The organism is Rhodocytophaga rosea (genome assembly GCF_010119975.1).
Classification (GTDB): Bacteria; Bacteroidota; Bacteroidia; order Cytophagales; family 172606-1; genus Rhodocytophaga; species Rhodocytophaga rosea.
Genome location: NZ_CP048222.1, coordinates 7,494,595 through 7,510,522, shown reverse-complemented (window position 1 = coordinate 7,510,522; position 15,928 = coordinate 7,494,595). Strand labels below are relative to the sequence as shown.

Here is a 15,928-nt window from a genome sequence, read left to right as displayed (position 1 = left end):
AAGTCATTACTATTTGTTCTGCCTTTTAACCTTTATTCCCTATGAAATCTTTACACATTCTCACAACTGTCGTTCTGTTTCTGCTGATTACGGCTTGTTCAAAAGACGATTACGGTCTTGCCAAAAAGAATATTCCCAATTGGCTAAAGGACCAGATTAAAGAGGATGAAAAAACAATCGCTTCCGATCCCAGCCTTATGCCTAATTATGGGGCCTGGCTGAGCTACCAGTTCAATGGAAAAACCTATTTCGAATATGACAACCCTTTGAGTTCATTATCCAGGAATCCATATTCCTGGGAAGGTGTACGGGTGGATATCTCCCAGCCTCCTTTTACAAGTTATTGGAACGACAAATGTTGTGAACAATATGTCTGGAAAGCGCCAAAATATAAAAGATTTGAATAGATATTGTTTAGATAGGTTAGCTACACAGGCTTCCTACACTACTAATGCCCGTTCTTACTGATGATACATATGAGAATTAGGAAATTATTTACATTTTTGCGCTTTCAAATTTTCATAGCTATCCTTTTATCTCATGTCAAGAATTTTAACGGGCATTCAAAGTTCAGGCAGGCCACATCTGGGAAATATTCTGGGCGCTATTAAACCTGCCATTGAACTATCGCAGCAGCCTGATAATGAATCTTTTTTCTTCATTGCAGACCTGCATTCTCTCACCACCATTAAAGATGGAGAAAAGCGCAAAGAATACACAAATGCAGTAGCATCTGCCTGGCTGGCCTTTGGTTTTGATACTGAGAAAAACACTTTCTGGAGGCAATCAAGGGTACTGGCTCATACCGAACTAGCCTGGCACCTGAGCTGTTTTACGCCTTTTCCGATGCTGGCCAATGCCACTTCGTTCAAAGAAAAAGCCGATAAATTATCTGATGTGAATGTAGGACTGTTTACCTATCCGGTATTACAGGCGGCAGATATATTGCTCTATGATGCGAATTTTGTTCCGGTCGGAAAAGACCAGCAACAGCACCTTGAAATCTCCAGGGATATTGCCACCGCTTTTAACCGCCAGTATGGAGAGGTGTTTGTTGTACCAGAAGCAAGAATTGACGAAAATGTTATGACTATTCCGGGCACCGACGGGCAGAAAATGAGTAAATCATATAATAATTATATTGATATATTCCTGCCAGAAAAACAGCTTCGAAAAGTTGTGATGTCTATCGTTACCGATAGTACTCCTCTGGAAGCACCTAAAAATCCGGATACTGACAATGTGTTTAAATTATATTCACTGATCGCAACGCCGCAAGAAACACAAGCATTACGTGAAAAATACCTGGCTGGAAATTACGGGTATGGCCATGCCAAGCAGGAATTATTCGAACTTCTCCTTCGCACCTATGCCAAAGAACGGGAGATTTTCGATTATTATATGACACATTTGCCTGAGCTGGAAAAACGCCTGGAAAGTGGAGAGGAAAAAGCCAGAAATATTGCCAATCAGGTACTGAACCGGGTAAGAGAAAAACTGGGGTATATTTAGTCAATACTTATGAGTCAATTGTAGAGAGAACATTTATAAAACAGGTGCGATTATCTTTATGAAATGAGTATTGACTCATAACAAATGACTAGTGACCATTGAATTTTATTAGTTGCCGTTATTATTCAGCCATTCATATAGTGACATCCAACACTTTTTCTAAACTTTCGATCATTATTCCGGCCTACAATGAAGGTAATACGGTGCATCTGATCCTGGATAAAATTAAGCAGGTGTGTTTGCCTCAAGCTATTCAAAAGGAAGTGATCATTGTGAATGATTGTTCTACCGATGACACAGAGATTGCCATTCTGCGGTATAAGGAAAATAATGCTGACCTACCGCTATATTATTTCAAACATGAAGTAAATAAAGGCAAGGGAGCAGCTTTGCATACAGGCATCAGTAAGGCTACCGGGGAATATCTGGTCATTCAGGATGCAGATCTGGAGTATAATCCGCACGAGTACAGTATTTTGTTGCAGCCGGTATTGGATGGATTTGCTGATGTGGTGTATGGTTCCCGATTTATGGGAGGTAATCCACACCGGATTTTATTTTTCTGGCACACAATCGGCAACAAATTCCTGACTTTTATCTCAAATATGTTCACTAACCTGAATCTGACAGATATGGAAACCTGCTATAAGCTTTTCAAAACAGATACCATCCAGAAGATCAGGTTCAGGGAAAACCGGTTTGGTTTTGAACCGGAGGTTACTGCAAAAATTGCCAGAGTACCCAATATCCGCATTTATGAAGTAGGGATTTCCTATTATGGCCGTACCTATGCAGAAGGAAAAAAGATCAACTGGAAAGATGGATTCCGGGCGATCTACTGCGTATTGAAATATAATTTATTTAGTAAGGGTTGAAAATATTGTAAGGGTTACATATTAAAATGGTATTATGCTTGGTTTAAAACTGCCTACAGATCCCAGATGGGTAAATATCGCCGAAAAAAATATAGAAGAAATTCTGATTGACCATGCGTTTTGTGAGCAAAAAGCGGCTTCTAATGGCATATCACTTATTGTACAGTTTCCAGAAAGGCGAAAGTTAGTAGATGTATTGACAGATATTGTAGCCGAAGAATGGAGCCATTTTGAACGGGTACTGGAAGAACTCAAAAAAAGAGGCTATCATTTGGGACGAAAAAGAGCCGATGAATATGCCGTTGCCCTTAATAAACTGGAAAGAAAAGGCGGTGCGATCGAACGACAACTCATGGATAAACTCCTGATCAGTGCTTTAATTGAAGCCAGAAGCTGCGAACGCTTTAAGCTTCTTTCTCAGCAGATTGCCGATGATAGCCTGAAAAAATTTTATTACGAACTGATGATTTCTGAAGCCGGACATTATACTACCTTTCTGGAACTGGCCAAAGAGTATATGCCGGAAGAAACAGTAAAAACCCGGTGGGAAGAATTATTACAGGCAGAAGCAGAAATTATAAAATCCCTTGAAGTCCGGGGCGACCGGATGCATTAAATATCAGTAGTCAGTTATCAATGGTTAGTGATATGAATGTTGTCAAATTGAGCACCGGACTAATGTAACAATGTAGCTCATTCGTTATCAATACCCTCCCCATGACAAATGAATTCTGACTATTAAATTTCGATCTTGCCTTTTTGCTGAAGAAAATAATTGGCATGTTCATCTCCCAATTCAATAGCCCGCAGCAGGTCTTCTTCTGCTTTTTCAGCAAACCCTAATTTGAGCCTGGATAATGCCCTCCACCGGAAAGACTCTCCGTGGTTACGGTAATGCCATACTGCTTTGTCAAATTCCAGAAAAGCATCCTTGTACATTTCCAGTTTGAATAGAGCAATGCCCTTTACCAGATAAGATTCAGCGATACAATCGTCAAAACTGGCTGCTTCCGTACAGTCGAAGATAGCCGCATACAGATCGTCGAGGGCAAGGTTACATTTACCCCGGTACATATGGGCCAGGGCACAAGATGGACGGGCTTTGATTACCTGGTCGAAATAGGTATACGCTTCTTTAAATTTTTTATTGTTTACCAGCCGGATACCTTCTGCATATTGTTTGGCGTCTTTGGCGGTCTGGTCTTCATGTTTGAATAGAAAAGCTTGCAGCAATACACAAGCGAGCAGGATAACGAATAAGATAAAAACTTCCATTGCAACACTTTTTTAACTTATAATGAAAGATACGAAAGAATGTTTCAAAAAGCACGCATATTTTTAAGTATAACGTTTAGGGCCTTTGTTCCATTGTCGGTAGCCAATAATCAATTCTCTACTAACCTGATTTGATATCGCTTCTGCTATTTTGTCATTAACGACTGACTATTCACTTACCACCACCAGATAATAATCTTTTTTGCCTTTATTAACCAGCAGGTATTTATCTTGTAATAAACGGAAATCTACTGCTTGTTCAGGCTTTTCAACTTTCAATTTATTGATGCCGACTCCCCCTCCCTGTATCATTTTACGGGCTTCCCCCTTGGAGGGAAATATTTTTGAATCGGTTACGGTTGACAAAAATTCCACTACATCTTTAGCTCCACTCAACTGATCTCTTGATAATGTTATTTGGGGAACATCCTGGCAGACTTCCAGAAAAGTAGCTTCATCTATTGTTTGTAGCTCATCGATAGTAGACTTGCCAAATAAGAGATTGCTTGCTTTAAAGGCATTCTCAAATGCTTCCTGTGAATGAACCCGGATGGTTACCTCTTTTGCTAAGGCTGATTTAGCATTATTCTTATTAGGATCATTTTCCAAAGTGGTGATCTGCTCCTGGTCAAACAGGGTATATACCCTAAGTAAGCGGCTAATTTCTTTATCGTCCACATTACGCCAGAACTGGTAAAATTTATAGGGTGAAGTCATCGCCGGATCGAGCCAGATATTGCCGCCTTCGCTTTTACCGAACTTAGATCCATCGGATTTGGTAATCAAAGGGGCTGTAAGAGCAAAGGCTTCGCCTCCCTCCTTCCGGCGGATGAGTTCTGTGCCTGCCGTAATATTTCCCCACTGATCGGAGCCACCCATCTGCAGTTTTACCCCTTTGTGTTTGTAGAGGTAATAAAAATCGTATCCCTGAAGCAACTGATAGGAAAATTCGGTAAACGAAAGTCCGGTTTCCAGGCGTTTTTTTACAGAATCTTTAGCCATCATGTAATTCACTGTCAGATGCTTGCCTGCTTCCCGTAAAAACTCCAGAAAGCCAATATTCTTAAACCAGTCGTAATTATTTACAATCTCAGCCCGGTTATCGCCGCTATCAAAATCCAGAAACTTTTCCAGTTGCTTTTGAATACCAGCCTGATTGCGCCGCAAGTTTTCCTCCGACAAAAATTCCCGTTCGGCACTTTTTCCGGAAGGATCACCGATCATACCGGTAGCTCCACCGACGAGTGCAAGTGGTTTATGGCCGCTCAACTGAAAATGTTTGAGCAGCATAATGGTGGCCAGATTTCCGATGTGCAGCGAAACAGCTGTAGGATCAAAACCAATATAGCCTGGGGTCATCTGACTGTTTAAATAAGCTTCTGTTCCGGGCATTACATCATGCAGCATACCTCTCCAGGAGAGTTCAGCAATAAAATTCTTCATACATTCAATTTTAAAGGCTGCAAAGTTATAAGGTTATCGGAATTATACTATATGGTTGGTAATTGTTAATAGTATATTGTACGACAATATTTTATAAAATAAAATGAAATAAAAACTGATTTAAACTAGAGTATGGGTTAATAACCATCCCTATACGATTTAAAAAATTTCAGCTTTATTAAATAGTATCCCATGGCAAAAATAGAAAACAGTAACTTACCAGAAGATTTTCAAGAAATAAAAAAACTAGTTGTTGAAAAGCTCTTATTAATGAGTAACTCAAATGACGAAAAATTTAACGATGAGATTCATAACTGGTTTTATAGTTATATTCGAAATTTAAAATTACTTGGTTGGAGAAGGGTACATGTATATAGCCTGGTGTCAGAAATCCTTTCTATTGGCCATGAAACTCTTGGTGATGATGCAGTAGATCTTTTAGGAGAATACGTGACAGGTCTAATAGGATTTTGTGCTCCTCAAAGTATCGATCGATTTCCAGAAGATCCCCAAGATTTAAATGAACTTACTAGTTATGTGAGGGGGAATAAATGGAGATAAGTAGTTCGATTAAACAATTTTTAAACTATGTTTTGCATATACTATTGACTATCAAATTTATATAGCACTAACAAACAACTAACAACTTCTTATAACTGAACATTAGTAAAGAATTATTGTATCTATGCCTGCGAAATCCGGCCAGAAAGAATTTGCAGCGAAGTAAACTGTGCTTCATAGCCAACATTTATTGGTGAACAGGCATATATACCAGCTTTCACTTTCTGTCTTCCATCATCTTCGAATAAATGAGCCATCCGCAATTGCACCCATAGGTTAATCTCTTTCAGATATTCCACGATATAATCGCTGCTCTCCCGCCGGATGCGCAGAGAAATCTGGTTACGAAATGGAAGTAACTCCTGCGTAGACCAGTCAGAATACCCATGATTAGTTACCACAGCCCCGAGTTTGGAAGCACCGTCTGGCTCATATTCAACAGAGGTTTTTAGCCAGCAATCAGGAGAGAATCGGATCATTAATCCAGCCTGATCATACTGGTGTCTGGGATAGAATATTACGGTAGTAGAGAGCACAAAATCGCCTGCCAATTCTGCAAATAAAAAATGGCCATTATCCGGAGTGAAACCATAATGGGTTTTCTGCCAGAAATCTGTTTGGGCATCCGGTTTGATAATAAGCGCTTTTTCGTCTACCTGATATTGCCTGGGTGGATTAAACCATTGCAAGCTGGGGTCAAGGATATGCGGCTGAATATATTCGTTTTGCAGAGGCATAAAAAGATTCTTCTTGGCATGAGAATAGTAAATCAAATATCTTATTTCATGAATTACAAGTGAACTAGTATGGATTTGCTAAAATATCAGGCGGGAAGCTTACTTTAGTAAACGAAATATAAACATATACAAATTCTGTATCGGATAATGCTTATAAACTACTGACAGATTGAGACATGCAAATCAATGTATCTGGATTATTTATAGAATCGAAAAAGTCAAGTTTGCACTCCGGTTTTAATCCGCTAATTTTCGCTTATCAGTCCCTGGTAATACAGGAATCTGATGTTTTTCTAATTGTAGACCTTTAATTTTCTTATTATGGCAACATGGTTCCTTTGCAAAATCCGTTACCGGAAACAAAGCGAAAATGGCAAACAACTTACCATCAACGAATCTTACCTGATCGATTCTGTTTCCTTTACGGATGCTGAAGCCCGCATTTACCAGGAATTAAGCAGTATTATTAAAGATTTCTCACTTACCGGTGTAAGACCTATGCGCCTGACAGATGTATTTCATTATGAGGATGCAGAAACCTGGTATAAATGTAAGGTGAATTATATTTCGGTGGACGAAAAAAGCGGCAAGGAAAAAAAAGTACAAAACACCATGCTGGTAAGTGCCGCCACGGTAAAACAAGCCTACGAACGCATTGAAGAAAGCCTGAGCACCATGCTGGTTCCTTTTGAGATTTCTGATATAAACATTACCAATATTATGGAAATCTTCCCCTATACGCCAGATGAGCCCAAAATACCTTCTAATTTCCGTCCTTTGAAAGAAGTTCAGGCAGAACAGGAAGCGATCGACGCTGAGTAATCTTTTGGCATTGATCATTAAGTAAATGAATAAAAAAACCGCTGAACAATCAGCGGTTTTTTTATTCATAACGGTAAATTAAAAATTATTTTTCAATATCACATCACTGAACGCTTCTTATCCAGTATCCAGTTGATCGCTTGTTCCCGGCTATCAAAAGAGCAGACTGCATTGGTAAAACCTAATTTCTGGCTCAGCTCGGTTAAAAAATCCACAGACGAGCCTTCAAACGTATTCTCCGGACGGATGGTAGCCGTTCTGAAATTAGTACCCAGGTTTTTGATCACCTTGGGCAAAAAATTAGTCACAAACCATGACCTGGAGTGTTCCTCGGTATTGGTCAGCGATTTGAGGTCGTAAATCACATTACGGTACTTGTATACGGCAATAATCTGATACAATTTATCAAATACCATCTTATAACTCTCATGGTCAACAGCACCGGATAACTGAACCAGGACAAAATCATCGTCTTCCGGAATCATAAGGGCAGTAGTGGCCTGGTCATTTTCGTAGATAGAAATCAGTTTCATAGCAGTTGAAGTAAAACAAACAAGGATAAAAATTATTATCCCATTTGTATATATCTAACCAAAGTAAACATTACATAAGTTGGTATGCAAAATAATTACCAGTCTGCATTCAGGTTACAATTTTTTTTAAGCATTTTCCGGAAACTGTCAGGATAATTTTTAAACAGGTCTGGCTATAGTAACTTTCAAAATCAATTCATAGCCTGTGATTCAGCAGCCTTGCATTGTTTTTTGAACGATCATTTATTATCTTACATCCTGCTGCCACCAACCTGATAACATTATGTTCCGCTTTACCTTTCTGCTCCTCTGCCTCTTGTGCAGCGTCAGTGGTTTTGCCCAGTTTAACCTGATCGGCGATGCCAATTACATGGCAAACGGATGTATCCAGCTCACGCCCGACGAACAATATTCAGAAGGGATTGCCTATAGTACGACCAAACTTAACTTGCTCAACAACTTCGAAATTGAATTTGACATCTATCTGGGCGAAAAAGATGAAGGTGCTGATGGTATTACTTTTGTGATTCATAATGACGACAGAGGCTATGAAGCATTTGGTACCTGGGGCGAATGTATGGGGTATGGTACCTGGAACCGTTCCCGACCTGGCGGCACCTATATTGCTCCCTCAGTAGCTGTGGAATTCGACACGTATGAAAACCCTACCCAAAACGATCCCACTTCCGATCATGTAGCCTATCTGGAAAATGGCAGCAGCTTTCATACAAAATTTTTCAACGACAATAATATGTCTTTCAATCTGGAAGATGATTTACTGCATAATTTCAAATTCCGGTGGAATCCAACCAGCAAAAAAGTAACTGTACTCTTGGATGGCCAGATTGTATATCAGGGCGTAAAAGACCTGATCAACGATATATTCAAAGGCGCTACCCAGGTAATATGGGGCTTTACGGCTTCTACCGGCAGAAAATCCAACCTTCAGTATTTCTGCCTCAAACGTTTGGCCCAGACAAAACCAGCTCCAGTAAAAATGGCAAGGAGCGAAATGCCCCAGCAGGCACATAGTCAGTTTGCCAGAAGAAATAAGTAGGCTTAGCTTTCATTATGAACGTACATACTTCCCGAAGCACTGTACGAGCTTTTAGTTTTAGTTACTTTTGTACTTGTAAACTGAAACGATCTGACTTATATCTACAGCTTTGCAATTTTGCTTTTAACTTAAAAGACACTATCTACTAACCTGTATTCTACTTAAATGCCAGAAATCGAGAATGAGAGAGAAGCATTTTTAGCTATTATATACGCCTGTATGTCAGCAGACAACCACGTATCTGATCTGGAATTGAAAGAAATGACGTATATCTTATCTAAAAAGAAACTGTATACTGATATAAATATTCTGGAAATTTATACCAAAGTACAATCTACCTACCAGTTTATCGGGTATAATTCATTCAAGTTAATTGAGATGTCTGCCATGCATATCAGCCCTCATTTAAAGCTTACAATCTATGCCCATGCCATGGAAATTTTCCTGGCAGATAAAAACTTTCATGCCAATGAACGGCAACTGGCTTCCTACCTGAAAAAAGTTCTGGAGATAGACGAAAACCAGGCAGCTAAAATTCAGGAAGTAATCAACATCAAAAGTATGGGCTAATCTAAATAATAGATAATTAAAAAATTAAATTTTCAATTTGATGAAATATGTATTGTGTATAGTATGGCTAAGTGCCTGTACCACTGCACGCAATCAGGCAGATTGTATCGACCAGAGCAAGATAAAGGAAGATGTGATGTGTGTACAGGTTTACAAACCAGTTTGCGGCTGCGATGGCAAAACCTATTCTAATGATTGTATGGCTACCAATAGTGGTGTAACTACTTTTACAGAAGGAGAATGTAAAACCGACTCTACCGGAAGATAAATATTTTCCATCTGGTGCAACCTTCCCGGATTCGTATTCATCTTATTGAAACGAATCCATCATCTACCTATATACTGTTCAAATATGAAAATCCGTACACTTTTTTTATCCCTACTATTATCTGGTTTGTACAGCCTTAACAGCTTTGCCCAGGAAAATACAGTTACCCGAAAAATTGGCTCTTTTGACAAAGTAGAACTAAGCGGTCCCTTTGAAATACACCTCAAAAAAGGAGATCAATCTGCCTTAACTATTGAAACCGAAGATTTAGCCCCGGAAGATATTATTACCGAAGTCCGCAATAATACCTTGCATGTAGAACTCGCTGATAAAAAGTTTAAGTACAAAGATTTTGACAGCAAATCGGTAGTTTATCTAACGTATACCCAGCTAAAACGACTGTCGTGGAATGGAGCCGGCAATATTAAAACAGAATCGGTGCTGGAAGCTGATAAATTTGAATTAGATATCAGCGGAGCAGGAAATGTTAATATGGACTTAAAAGTGAATACGCTGAGTGTAGATATGTCTGGTGCGGGGAATGTAGAAATGAAAGGACAAGCCAGAACGCAAACGATTCAAATGAGCGGTGCTGGTAATTACAACGGTTTTGAGTTGAAAAGTGAAAAAGCCAATGTAGAATTAAGTGGTGTAGGTAATGTTCGGGTATATACTACCGAGGAATTGAATGCAAGTGCAAGTGGTGTTGGGGCTATCCGTTACAAAGGCAATCCCCGGAATGTGATTAAAAATTCCTCAGGTTTCCTGGGTTCAGTAAAATCTGCTGATTAACTCAAATAATAACTAAAATACATTTTCATCTACTAATTAGGTAATTTTTGGTATCTGTATAGCACTAATTGAAACGAGCCTGGCAAATTGCCAGGCTTTTTTATTCAATTAATCTTAATAATTCAAAGCAATTATATTTTTCTGTATAATTATTACGGAAAATTAGGTTTTAAAAGGTGACTACACCTCCTCATTTTTCCATGTGCTTTTTTTTGCTTTTTTTTATATAAATTTTTTCAAACCACTAAATCTACTCTAAAAGTTACTTTTAGCCTAAGGTAGAGGATTCATGTATTGAGTGCAGTTATAACACCTATAATCTGAGATTACATCATTAACTATTTAGTTAATCAATTGAAAATCAAAGGAATTTGTTAATTAAAAATACAGTATAAATTATATTTACATAAAATAAAGATTGTGAAAATTACTGAGGTAAACTTAAAAAGCATTTAAGTAAGGTTCTGACGGATTTTGTAATAAAGACGAAATATATGAAAAGGATAATACAAGTTTTAATTCTTAACTGCTTCTTATGTATAACCGCAAGCCAAATGTATGGACAGGTTCTAGATTATCATTGGGTAGGAGCAGTAATTGATAAAAGCTGGGATAATTTAGAAAACTGGAAAACCAGGCCAAGAGGAAGTTCAGGTGTATTCACATATCCTGCAACAATATTACCTGGTCAAAATAATGACGTTTATTTTGATGAGAATTCATTTGACCTAGCCAATGACATGGTTCTAGAAATCAATATAAACAATGCAGCTTGCCGCAACATGGACTGGACTCAAGCCACATCAGGAGGGAAAGACCCAAAAATAGACGGCAATGGTTATCTAAGCATCTATGGTTCCCTTTTGTTAGAAGAAAATGTAGTAAACCAGTTTACAGGAACTATCGAATTTAAAGGAATTAATGAACAGATAATTACAGCTGGCACACCATTGCTAGGAACGGTCATATTTAATAATTCATTAAAATGTACATTGGGCGCACCCTTATTTGCAAACAATATTATAATCGAAGACAATAGTATTCTTGATGTCTCTACTAACAATTATAAAATAGAGGTTAAAGGAAACTGGAATGGCAAAGGTACTTTTATCGCAGGAAGAGGCAGCGTTACATTTAATGGAATTGGTGAAACACAATCAATATATGCCAATCCTATTATCGGAAAACATGAATTTTATAACCTAACAATAGATAAACCAATAGGTAATATAAGATTAGATTCCAAGGTGAGTATTGGAAAGAATTTAACTAACCCGGTATCTACAGGAAGCGTTTCATTTTATAATGGAATCATAAATAGTTCTGCTGCCTACCCATTGATATTTAATGATAATACTACCTTCCGGACTAGAGACAACATTACCGGCATTATTACTCAGGGAGAAGCTAAAAATACGAGTTATGTGAATGGATCTGTTCAAAAGACAGGCGATGATGCGTTTACACTCCCAACGGGTAAGAATGGATTTTATAGGCCAATAGGTATTTCAGAACTTTCAAATAGCATTGTAAGTTTTATTGGAGAGTATTTTTTAGGAAATCCTTATAATCCTACCAGTATTAATACGAATCCCGCATCTAATGCTGGAGGTAAACCAATCAATGGAACTGTTAACGTTTATGAACACTGGACACTTACAAAAGGCAATACTGGTAATGGTTCTAATGCCAGAATTGTATTGAGTTGGGATACTCCTGCCAGTGGGCCAGCTGGATACCTAGATTACTATACTAACCTTGTGGTTGCCAATTACAGAAATAATCTATGGGAAAATAAAGGTGGTAAACTTCATAATGAAAATAAAAGAAGAGTTACTGCTACTGAAGCTACCAACAATAGTCAAACAACCTATATATATACTTTGGGATCAATTGTCAATGCTCTCCCTATCGAACTGCTTTATTTCAAAGCTAATCTTGTTAGTAAAGAAGTACAATTCAGCTGGGCAACCGCCAAAGAAGTGAACAACGATTATTTTACCATTGAAAAATCAGCAGATGGAATTCACTTTGATATTTTCATAGAAGTAGATGGAGCAGGGAATAGCCAGGAAATACGTAAATATTCAGCCATAGATGCTAGTCCATACAATGGAGTAACATATTACCGCCTAAAACAGACTGATTTAGATAACAAATTTGAGTATTCCAAAACAATTGCCATTCATACCAATAGCACGATAAGCAACACGTTTGTATATTCCCCGGAAAGCAATCAGATCCATATTTCCTATGGCCAGGAAGGTTCACAAAAGGGTATATTAACCTTGCATGATAGCAAAGGTGTACTAGTGTGGAGTAATTCTATTTCCGAACATACTACAGGTGCTACTCAAACAGTAACCCTGCCAGTAATTGCCAGTGGCTTATATATAGTGAGTTTACAGCAAGAAAATCAGGTAATCAACAAAAAAATAATAGTACCTTAACAAACCTTTATGCTTATACTGACAAAAGCCTGCGAATTGCAGGCTTTTGTCATTCTTATTCTGTAGAACGAAATTACTTCTCTAAATATAAGCTTTGCTCCAGGTGAAAATCACCCGCTGATTATCGTTTTTTTAGCTTGTAACTGGCTGATATTTTATTAATTTTAGTTGAACAACTAGAACCAACCCATGAAAAAATATACCCTCTTTTTTCTACTATTTTTATGCCTGGTGTATTCTCTTTCAGGGCAAAAACTTCCGGCCGGTTATACCCAGGTGAAAGAACTGGGTGGAATCAAAGAGTTTAAGCTGGAAAGTAATGGTTTGGTAATACTGCTCAAAGAAGACCACACTGCTCCGGTTCTCACTTTTATGGTTACCTACAAGGTAGGTTCCCGGGACGAAGTAACAGGAAACACAGGTTCAACCCACCTGCTTGAACACCTGATGTTCAAAGGCTCCCCTACTTTTAACAAAAAAGACGGCACTTCCATTGATATCGAATTTGGCAAAGCTGGTGCTATGGTCAATGCCACCACCTGGCTGGACAGAACCAATTATTTTGAAAGCTTACCCAACACCCACCTGGAACTGGCTATAAAAATTGAAGCTGACCGCATGAGAAATGCATTTATCAATGAGGAAGACCGGCAAGCTGAGATGACAGTGGTACGTAATGAATTTGAACAGGGAGAAAATGATCCGCTGTATGCGCTTGATAAACAAATATGGGCAACTGCCTATCAGGCACACCCATACCACCACTCAACCATCGGCTGGCGCAGCGATATTGAAAAGGTGCCTATTGAAAAACTAAAAGCTTTTTATGATACTTATTACTGGCCTAATAATGCCACCATTACTTTAATCGGCGACTTTTCAGAGAGTCAGGCATTGGAATACATTAAAAAACACTTTGGTGCTATCGCCGCTTCTCCTAAACCTATCCCGCAGGTATATACCCAGGAACCTGAGCAACAGGGACAGCGCCGGATGATTGTAAAACGGGCAGGTCAATTGGGAATGGTAGGTATAGCATATAAAACCCCTAAGGGATTAGAACAGGATACCTATCCAATGAAAGTTCTTGTGAGCATTCTGGCAGAAGATAAAACCAGCAGACTCTATAAGGCACTAGTCGATAAAGGTTTAGCAACCACAATTAATCCTTCATATGATATATTTAAAGATGAAGGATTATTCATCCCCTATGTATATCTGACACCTGGCATTAAACAAGAAGATGTAGAGAAAATAATTCTGGATGAATTCGAAAAGATAAAGGCTTCCGGAGTAACTGCACAGGAAGTAAGCCGGGCTATAAACAAAATCATTACGCAGAAAGCGTATCAAAGTGATGGGTCTTACTCTCTGGCCTCTCAGATCAATGAAGCCATAGCTATGGGCGACTGGACATTTTATGTAAATTTTAATGATAACATTCAGAAAGTTCAGCCAATACAAGTACAGGCAGCTGCCAGAAAATACCTGCTTACAGATAAAAGTACGGTTGGTTATTTTATCCCTAAAGCTGAAGAAGGCAGTACTGCCATTATAAATTCACCGGCAAAGAACCGTGAATCCGTCCAAACTCCCTTATATTATCGCAACCCTGCGTTAACTTATTTGGAATCAGCAGATAAGCATGATCAGCAAGTTCCCGGTCAGAAGAATAGTAAGGTATTACCAGGCAATACTTTTGCTTCGCAGGTGCAGTTTAAACAAATAAATGGGGCCAAAGTATATGCCATGAAAACAGATGTAAAGGATGTGGTTACCCTTACCGGAAGTATATATGCTGGCGAAACTACTAGTCCGGCTGACAATTCAAAACTGGCGCATTTTGTCGGGAGCATGCTGGATAAAGGCACCATCAAAAAAAGCAAATTTGATATTGCAGAACAGCTGGAAAATATAGGAGCGAGTATCAGTTTTAATATCACCAGGCACACCCTGAATTTTAATGCCAAATGTCTGAAAAAAGACCTTCCTATAGTTATAGGCCTGATTGAGGAACAATTAAAATTTCCTGCTTTCAAAGACGAAGAAATTGATAAGTTAAAAAAACAACTGAAGGCCAGTATTCAGCAGAATACCGAGAAAACAAATTTTATGGCAAACCAGGCCTTACTGGCGCAGTTATATCCTAAAACCCATCCCAATTATCCGGTGTCAGTAGAACAATCCTTAAAGGATATTGACAAGATCACAGGTAGTGATATTAGAGCTTTCCATAAAAAATACTACGGACCGGCTTCTATGATTATTGTAGCCGTTGGTGATGTAGAGGTGCCTGTATTTCAAAAATTAGTTTCAAATGCACTACAGGGTTTCAGTGGAGGAATTACTTATCCTGCGATTGCAAAAGCCACACATGCGCCAGCTGAAAAAAAGGTAGTGGTAGAAATGAAAGAAAAAGCCAGTGCTACCCTGGCGATTGGAATGGCTACTGGTCTTAAACAAACTGATAAAGACTATTTGCCGCTTTTTGTTGGAAACCAGGTATTAGGTGGCGGTGGATTTACCGGCCGTCTTATGTCAATCATCCGTGATGACGAAGGTTTAACCTATGGGATATATTCTTATCATACCGGCGATGTATTTTCAGATGGATACTTTGGAGTAACAGGGCAATTTGCTCCAGAATTACTTGACAAAGGGTATGCTTCTACCATGCGTGAATTTAACCGGTGGATAAAAGAAGGAATATCAGAAAAAGACCTGCAAGACAAAAAAATGAATATTGTGGGTTCATTTAAGGTGGAATTATCTACAACTGGCGGAATTGCTAATGAGATACTTAATACCATACAAGCCGGATTACCTATCAGTTATCTCGATGAATTTCCTGCCCGGATTGAAGCCCTTACGTTAGCAGAAGTAAATGCAGCTATGAAAAAATACATTGACCCCTCTAAAATGGTTGTAGTAATGGCAGGCAGTATTGATAAAGAAGGAAAGCCACAAGGAGCTGCTAATAAGAATTAATATGGTCATGAACAAAACCGGATAGGGATTACTTCCTATCCGGTT

16 protein-coding genes are annotated in these 15,928 nt (G+C 38.6%); 12 read left to right on the top strand and 4 right to left on the bottom strand.

The features are described 5' to 3' along the window. The first annotated feature begins 41 nt into the window (after positions 1-41). The 4 genes from GXP67_RS30820 (at position 42) to miaE (ending at position 3,003) form a co-directional block, all read left to right on the top strand. A complete protein-coding gene (locus tag GXP67_RS30820; protein ID WP_162446696.1) occupies positions 42-407 on the top strand; it encodes a hypothetical protein in 366 nt (121 codons plus the stop codon). Positions 408-540: 133 nt separating this feature from the next. Further along, positions 541-1,512 carry a tryptophan--tRNA ligase gene (gene trpS / locus GXP67_RS30815; RefSeq protein ID WP_162446695.1) on the top strand — a complete coding sequence of 324 codons (972 nt, stop codon included), beginning with the start codon at positions 541-543 and terminating at the stop codon, positions 1,510-1,512. A 140-nt stretch (positions 1,513-1,652) separates the two neighbouring features. Continuing rightward, entirely contained in the window at positions 1,653-2,387 is a 735-nt protein-coding gene (locus GXP67_RS30810; RefSeq protein WP_162446694.1) for a glycosyltransferase family 2 protein, read from the top strand. Positions 2,388-2,421: 34 nt separating this feature from the next. Next, positions 2,422-3,003, top strand: a complete 582-nt coding sequence (gene miaE, locus GXP67_RS30805; protein ID WP_162446693.1) for a MiaE family protein — start codon at positions 2,422-2,424, stop codon at positions 3,001-3,003. Positions 3,004-3,125: 122 nt separating this feature from the next. Here miaE and GXP67_RS30800 read toward each other — a convergent pair whose 3' ends face one another. Together GXP67_RS30800 and tyrS are read right to left on the bottom strand one after the other, a co-directional pair. Further along, on the bottom strand, positions 3,126-3,662 hold the full coding sequence (locus GXP67_RS30800; RefSeq protein WP_162446692.1) for a tetratricopeptide repeat protein: 537 nt from the start codon (positions 3,660-3,662) through the stop codon (positions 3,126-3,128). Positions 3,663-3,830: 168 nt separating this feature from the next. Next, the gene (tyrS, locus tag GXP67_RS30795) at positions 3,831-5,105 is read right to left on the bottom strand and encodes a tyrosine--tRNA ligase (RefSeq protein WP_162446691.1); all 1,275 of its coding nucleotides are present in this window, start codon (positions 5,103-5,105) and stop codon (positions 3,831-3,833) included. 192 nt (positions 5,106-5,297) lie between these two features. Here tyrS and GXP67_RS30790 point away from each other — a divergent pair, with 192 nt between their 5' ends. Next, positions 5,298-5,666 carry a hypothetical protein gene (locus tag GXP67_RS30790; protein WP_162446690.1) on the top strand — a complete coding sequence of 123 codons (369 nt, stop codon included), beginning with the start codon at positions 5,298-5,300 and terminating at the stop codon, positions 5,664-5,666. A 122-nt stretch (positions 5,667-5,788) separates the two neighbouring features. On the opposite strand, the gene GXP67_RS30785 is transcribed toward GXP67_RS30790, so the two are convergent. Beyond that, positions 5,789-6,403 carry a DUF1349 domain-containing protein gene (locus GXP67_RS30785; protein WP_162446689.1) on the bottom strand — a complete coding sequence of 205 codons (615 nt, stop codon included), beginning with the start codon at positions 6,401-6,403 and terminating at the stop codon, positions 5,789-5,791. Between the two features lie 321 nt (positions 6,404-6,724). Here GXP67_RS30785 and GXP67_RS30780 point away from each other — a divergent pair, with 321 nt between their 5' ends. Next, positions 6,725-7,225, top strand: coding sequence for a DUF4494 domain-containing protein (locus GXP67_RS30780; protein ID WP_162446688.1), 501 nt, complete (start codon positions 6,725-6,727; stop codon positions 7,223-7,225). Between the two features lie 98 nt (positions 7,226-7,323). Here GXP67_RS30780 and GXP67_RS30775 read toward each other — a convergent pair whose 3' ends face one another. Next, the gene (locus GXP67_RS30775) at positions 7,324-7,758 is read right to left on the bottom strand and encodes a hypothetical protein (RefSeq protein WP_162446687.1); all 435 of its coding nucleotides are present in this window, start codon (positions 7,756-7,758) and stop codon (positions 7,324-7,326) included. A 283-nt stretch (positions 7,759-8,041) separates the two neighbouring features. Between GXP67_RS30775 and GXP67_RS30770 the strand changes: the two genes are divergently transcribed. The 6 genes from GXP67_RS30770 (at position 8,042) to GXP67_RS30745 (ending at position 15,883) form a co-directional block, all read left to right on the top strand. Further along, on the top strand, positions 8,042-8,815 hold the full coding sequence (locus GXP67_RS30770) for an L-type lectin-domain containing protein (protein WP_162446686.1): 774 nt from the start codon (positions 8,042-8,044) through the stop codon (positions 8,813-8,815). Positions 8,816-8,980: 165 nt separating this feature from the next. Beyond that, positions 8,981-9,385: a tellurite resistance TerB family protein gene (locus tag GXP67_RS30765; protein WP_162446685.1), complete on the top strand. Its 405-nt coding sequence runs from the start codon at positions 8,981-8,983 to the stop codon at positions 9,383-9,385. 40 nt (positions 9,386-9,425) lie between these two features. Next, on the top strand, positions 9,426-9,653 hold the full coding sequence (locus GXP67_RS30760) for a Kazal-type serine protease inhibitor family protein (protein WP_162446684.1): 228 nt from the start codon (positions 9,426-9,428) through the stop codon (positions 9,651-9,653). A gap of 84 nt (positions 9,654-9,737) precedes the next feature. Continuing rightward, complete coding sequence (locus GXP67_RS30755; protein WP_162446683.1) at positions 9,738-10,445, top strand: head GIN domain-containing protein; 708 nt, start codon at positions 9,738-9,740, stop codon at positions 10,443-10,445. 554 nt (positions 10,446-10,999) lie between these two features. Next, a complete protein-coding gene (locus GXP67_RS30750; RefSeq protein ID WP_162446682.1) occupies positions 11,000-12,895 on the top strand; it encodes a T9SS type A sorting domain-containing protein in 1,896 nt (631 codons plus the stop codon). Positions 12,896-13,084: 189 nt separating this feature from the next. After that, entirely contained in the window at positions 13,085-15,883 is a 2,799-nt protein-coding gene (locus GXP67_RS30745) for a M16 family metallopeptidase (protein ID WP_162446681.1), read from the top strand. The last annotated feature ends 45 nt before the right edge of the window (positions 15,884-15,928 follow it).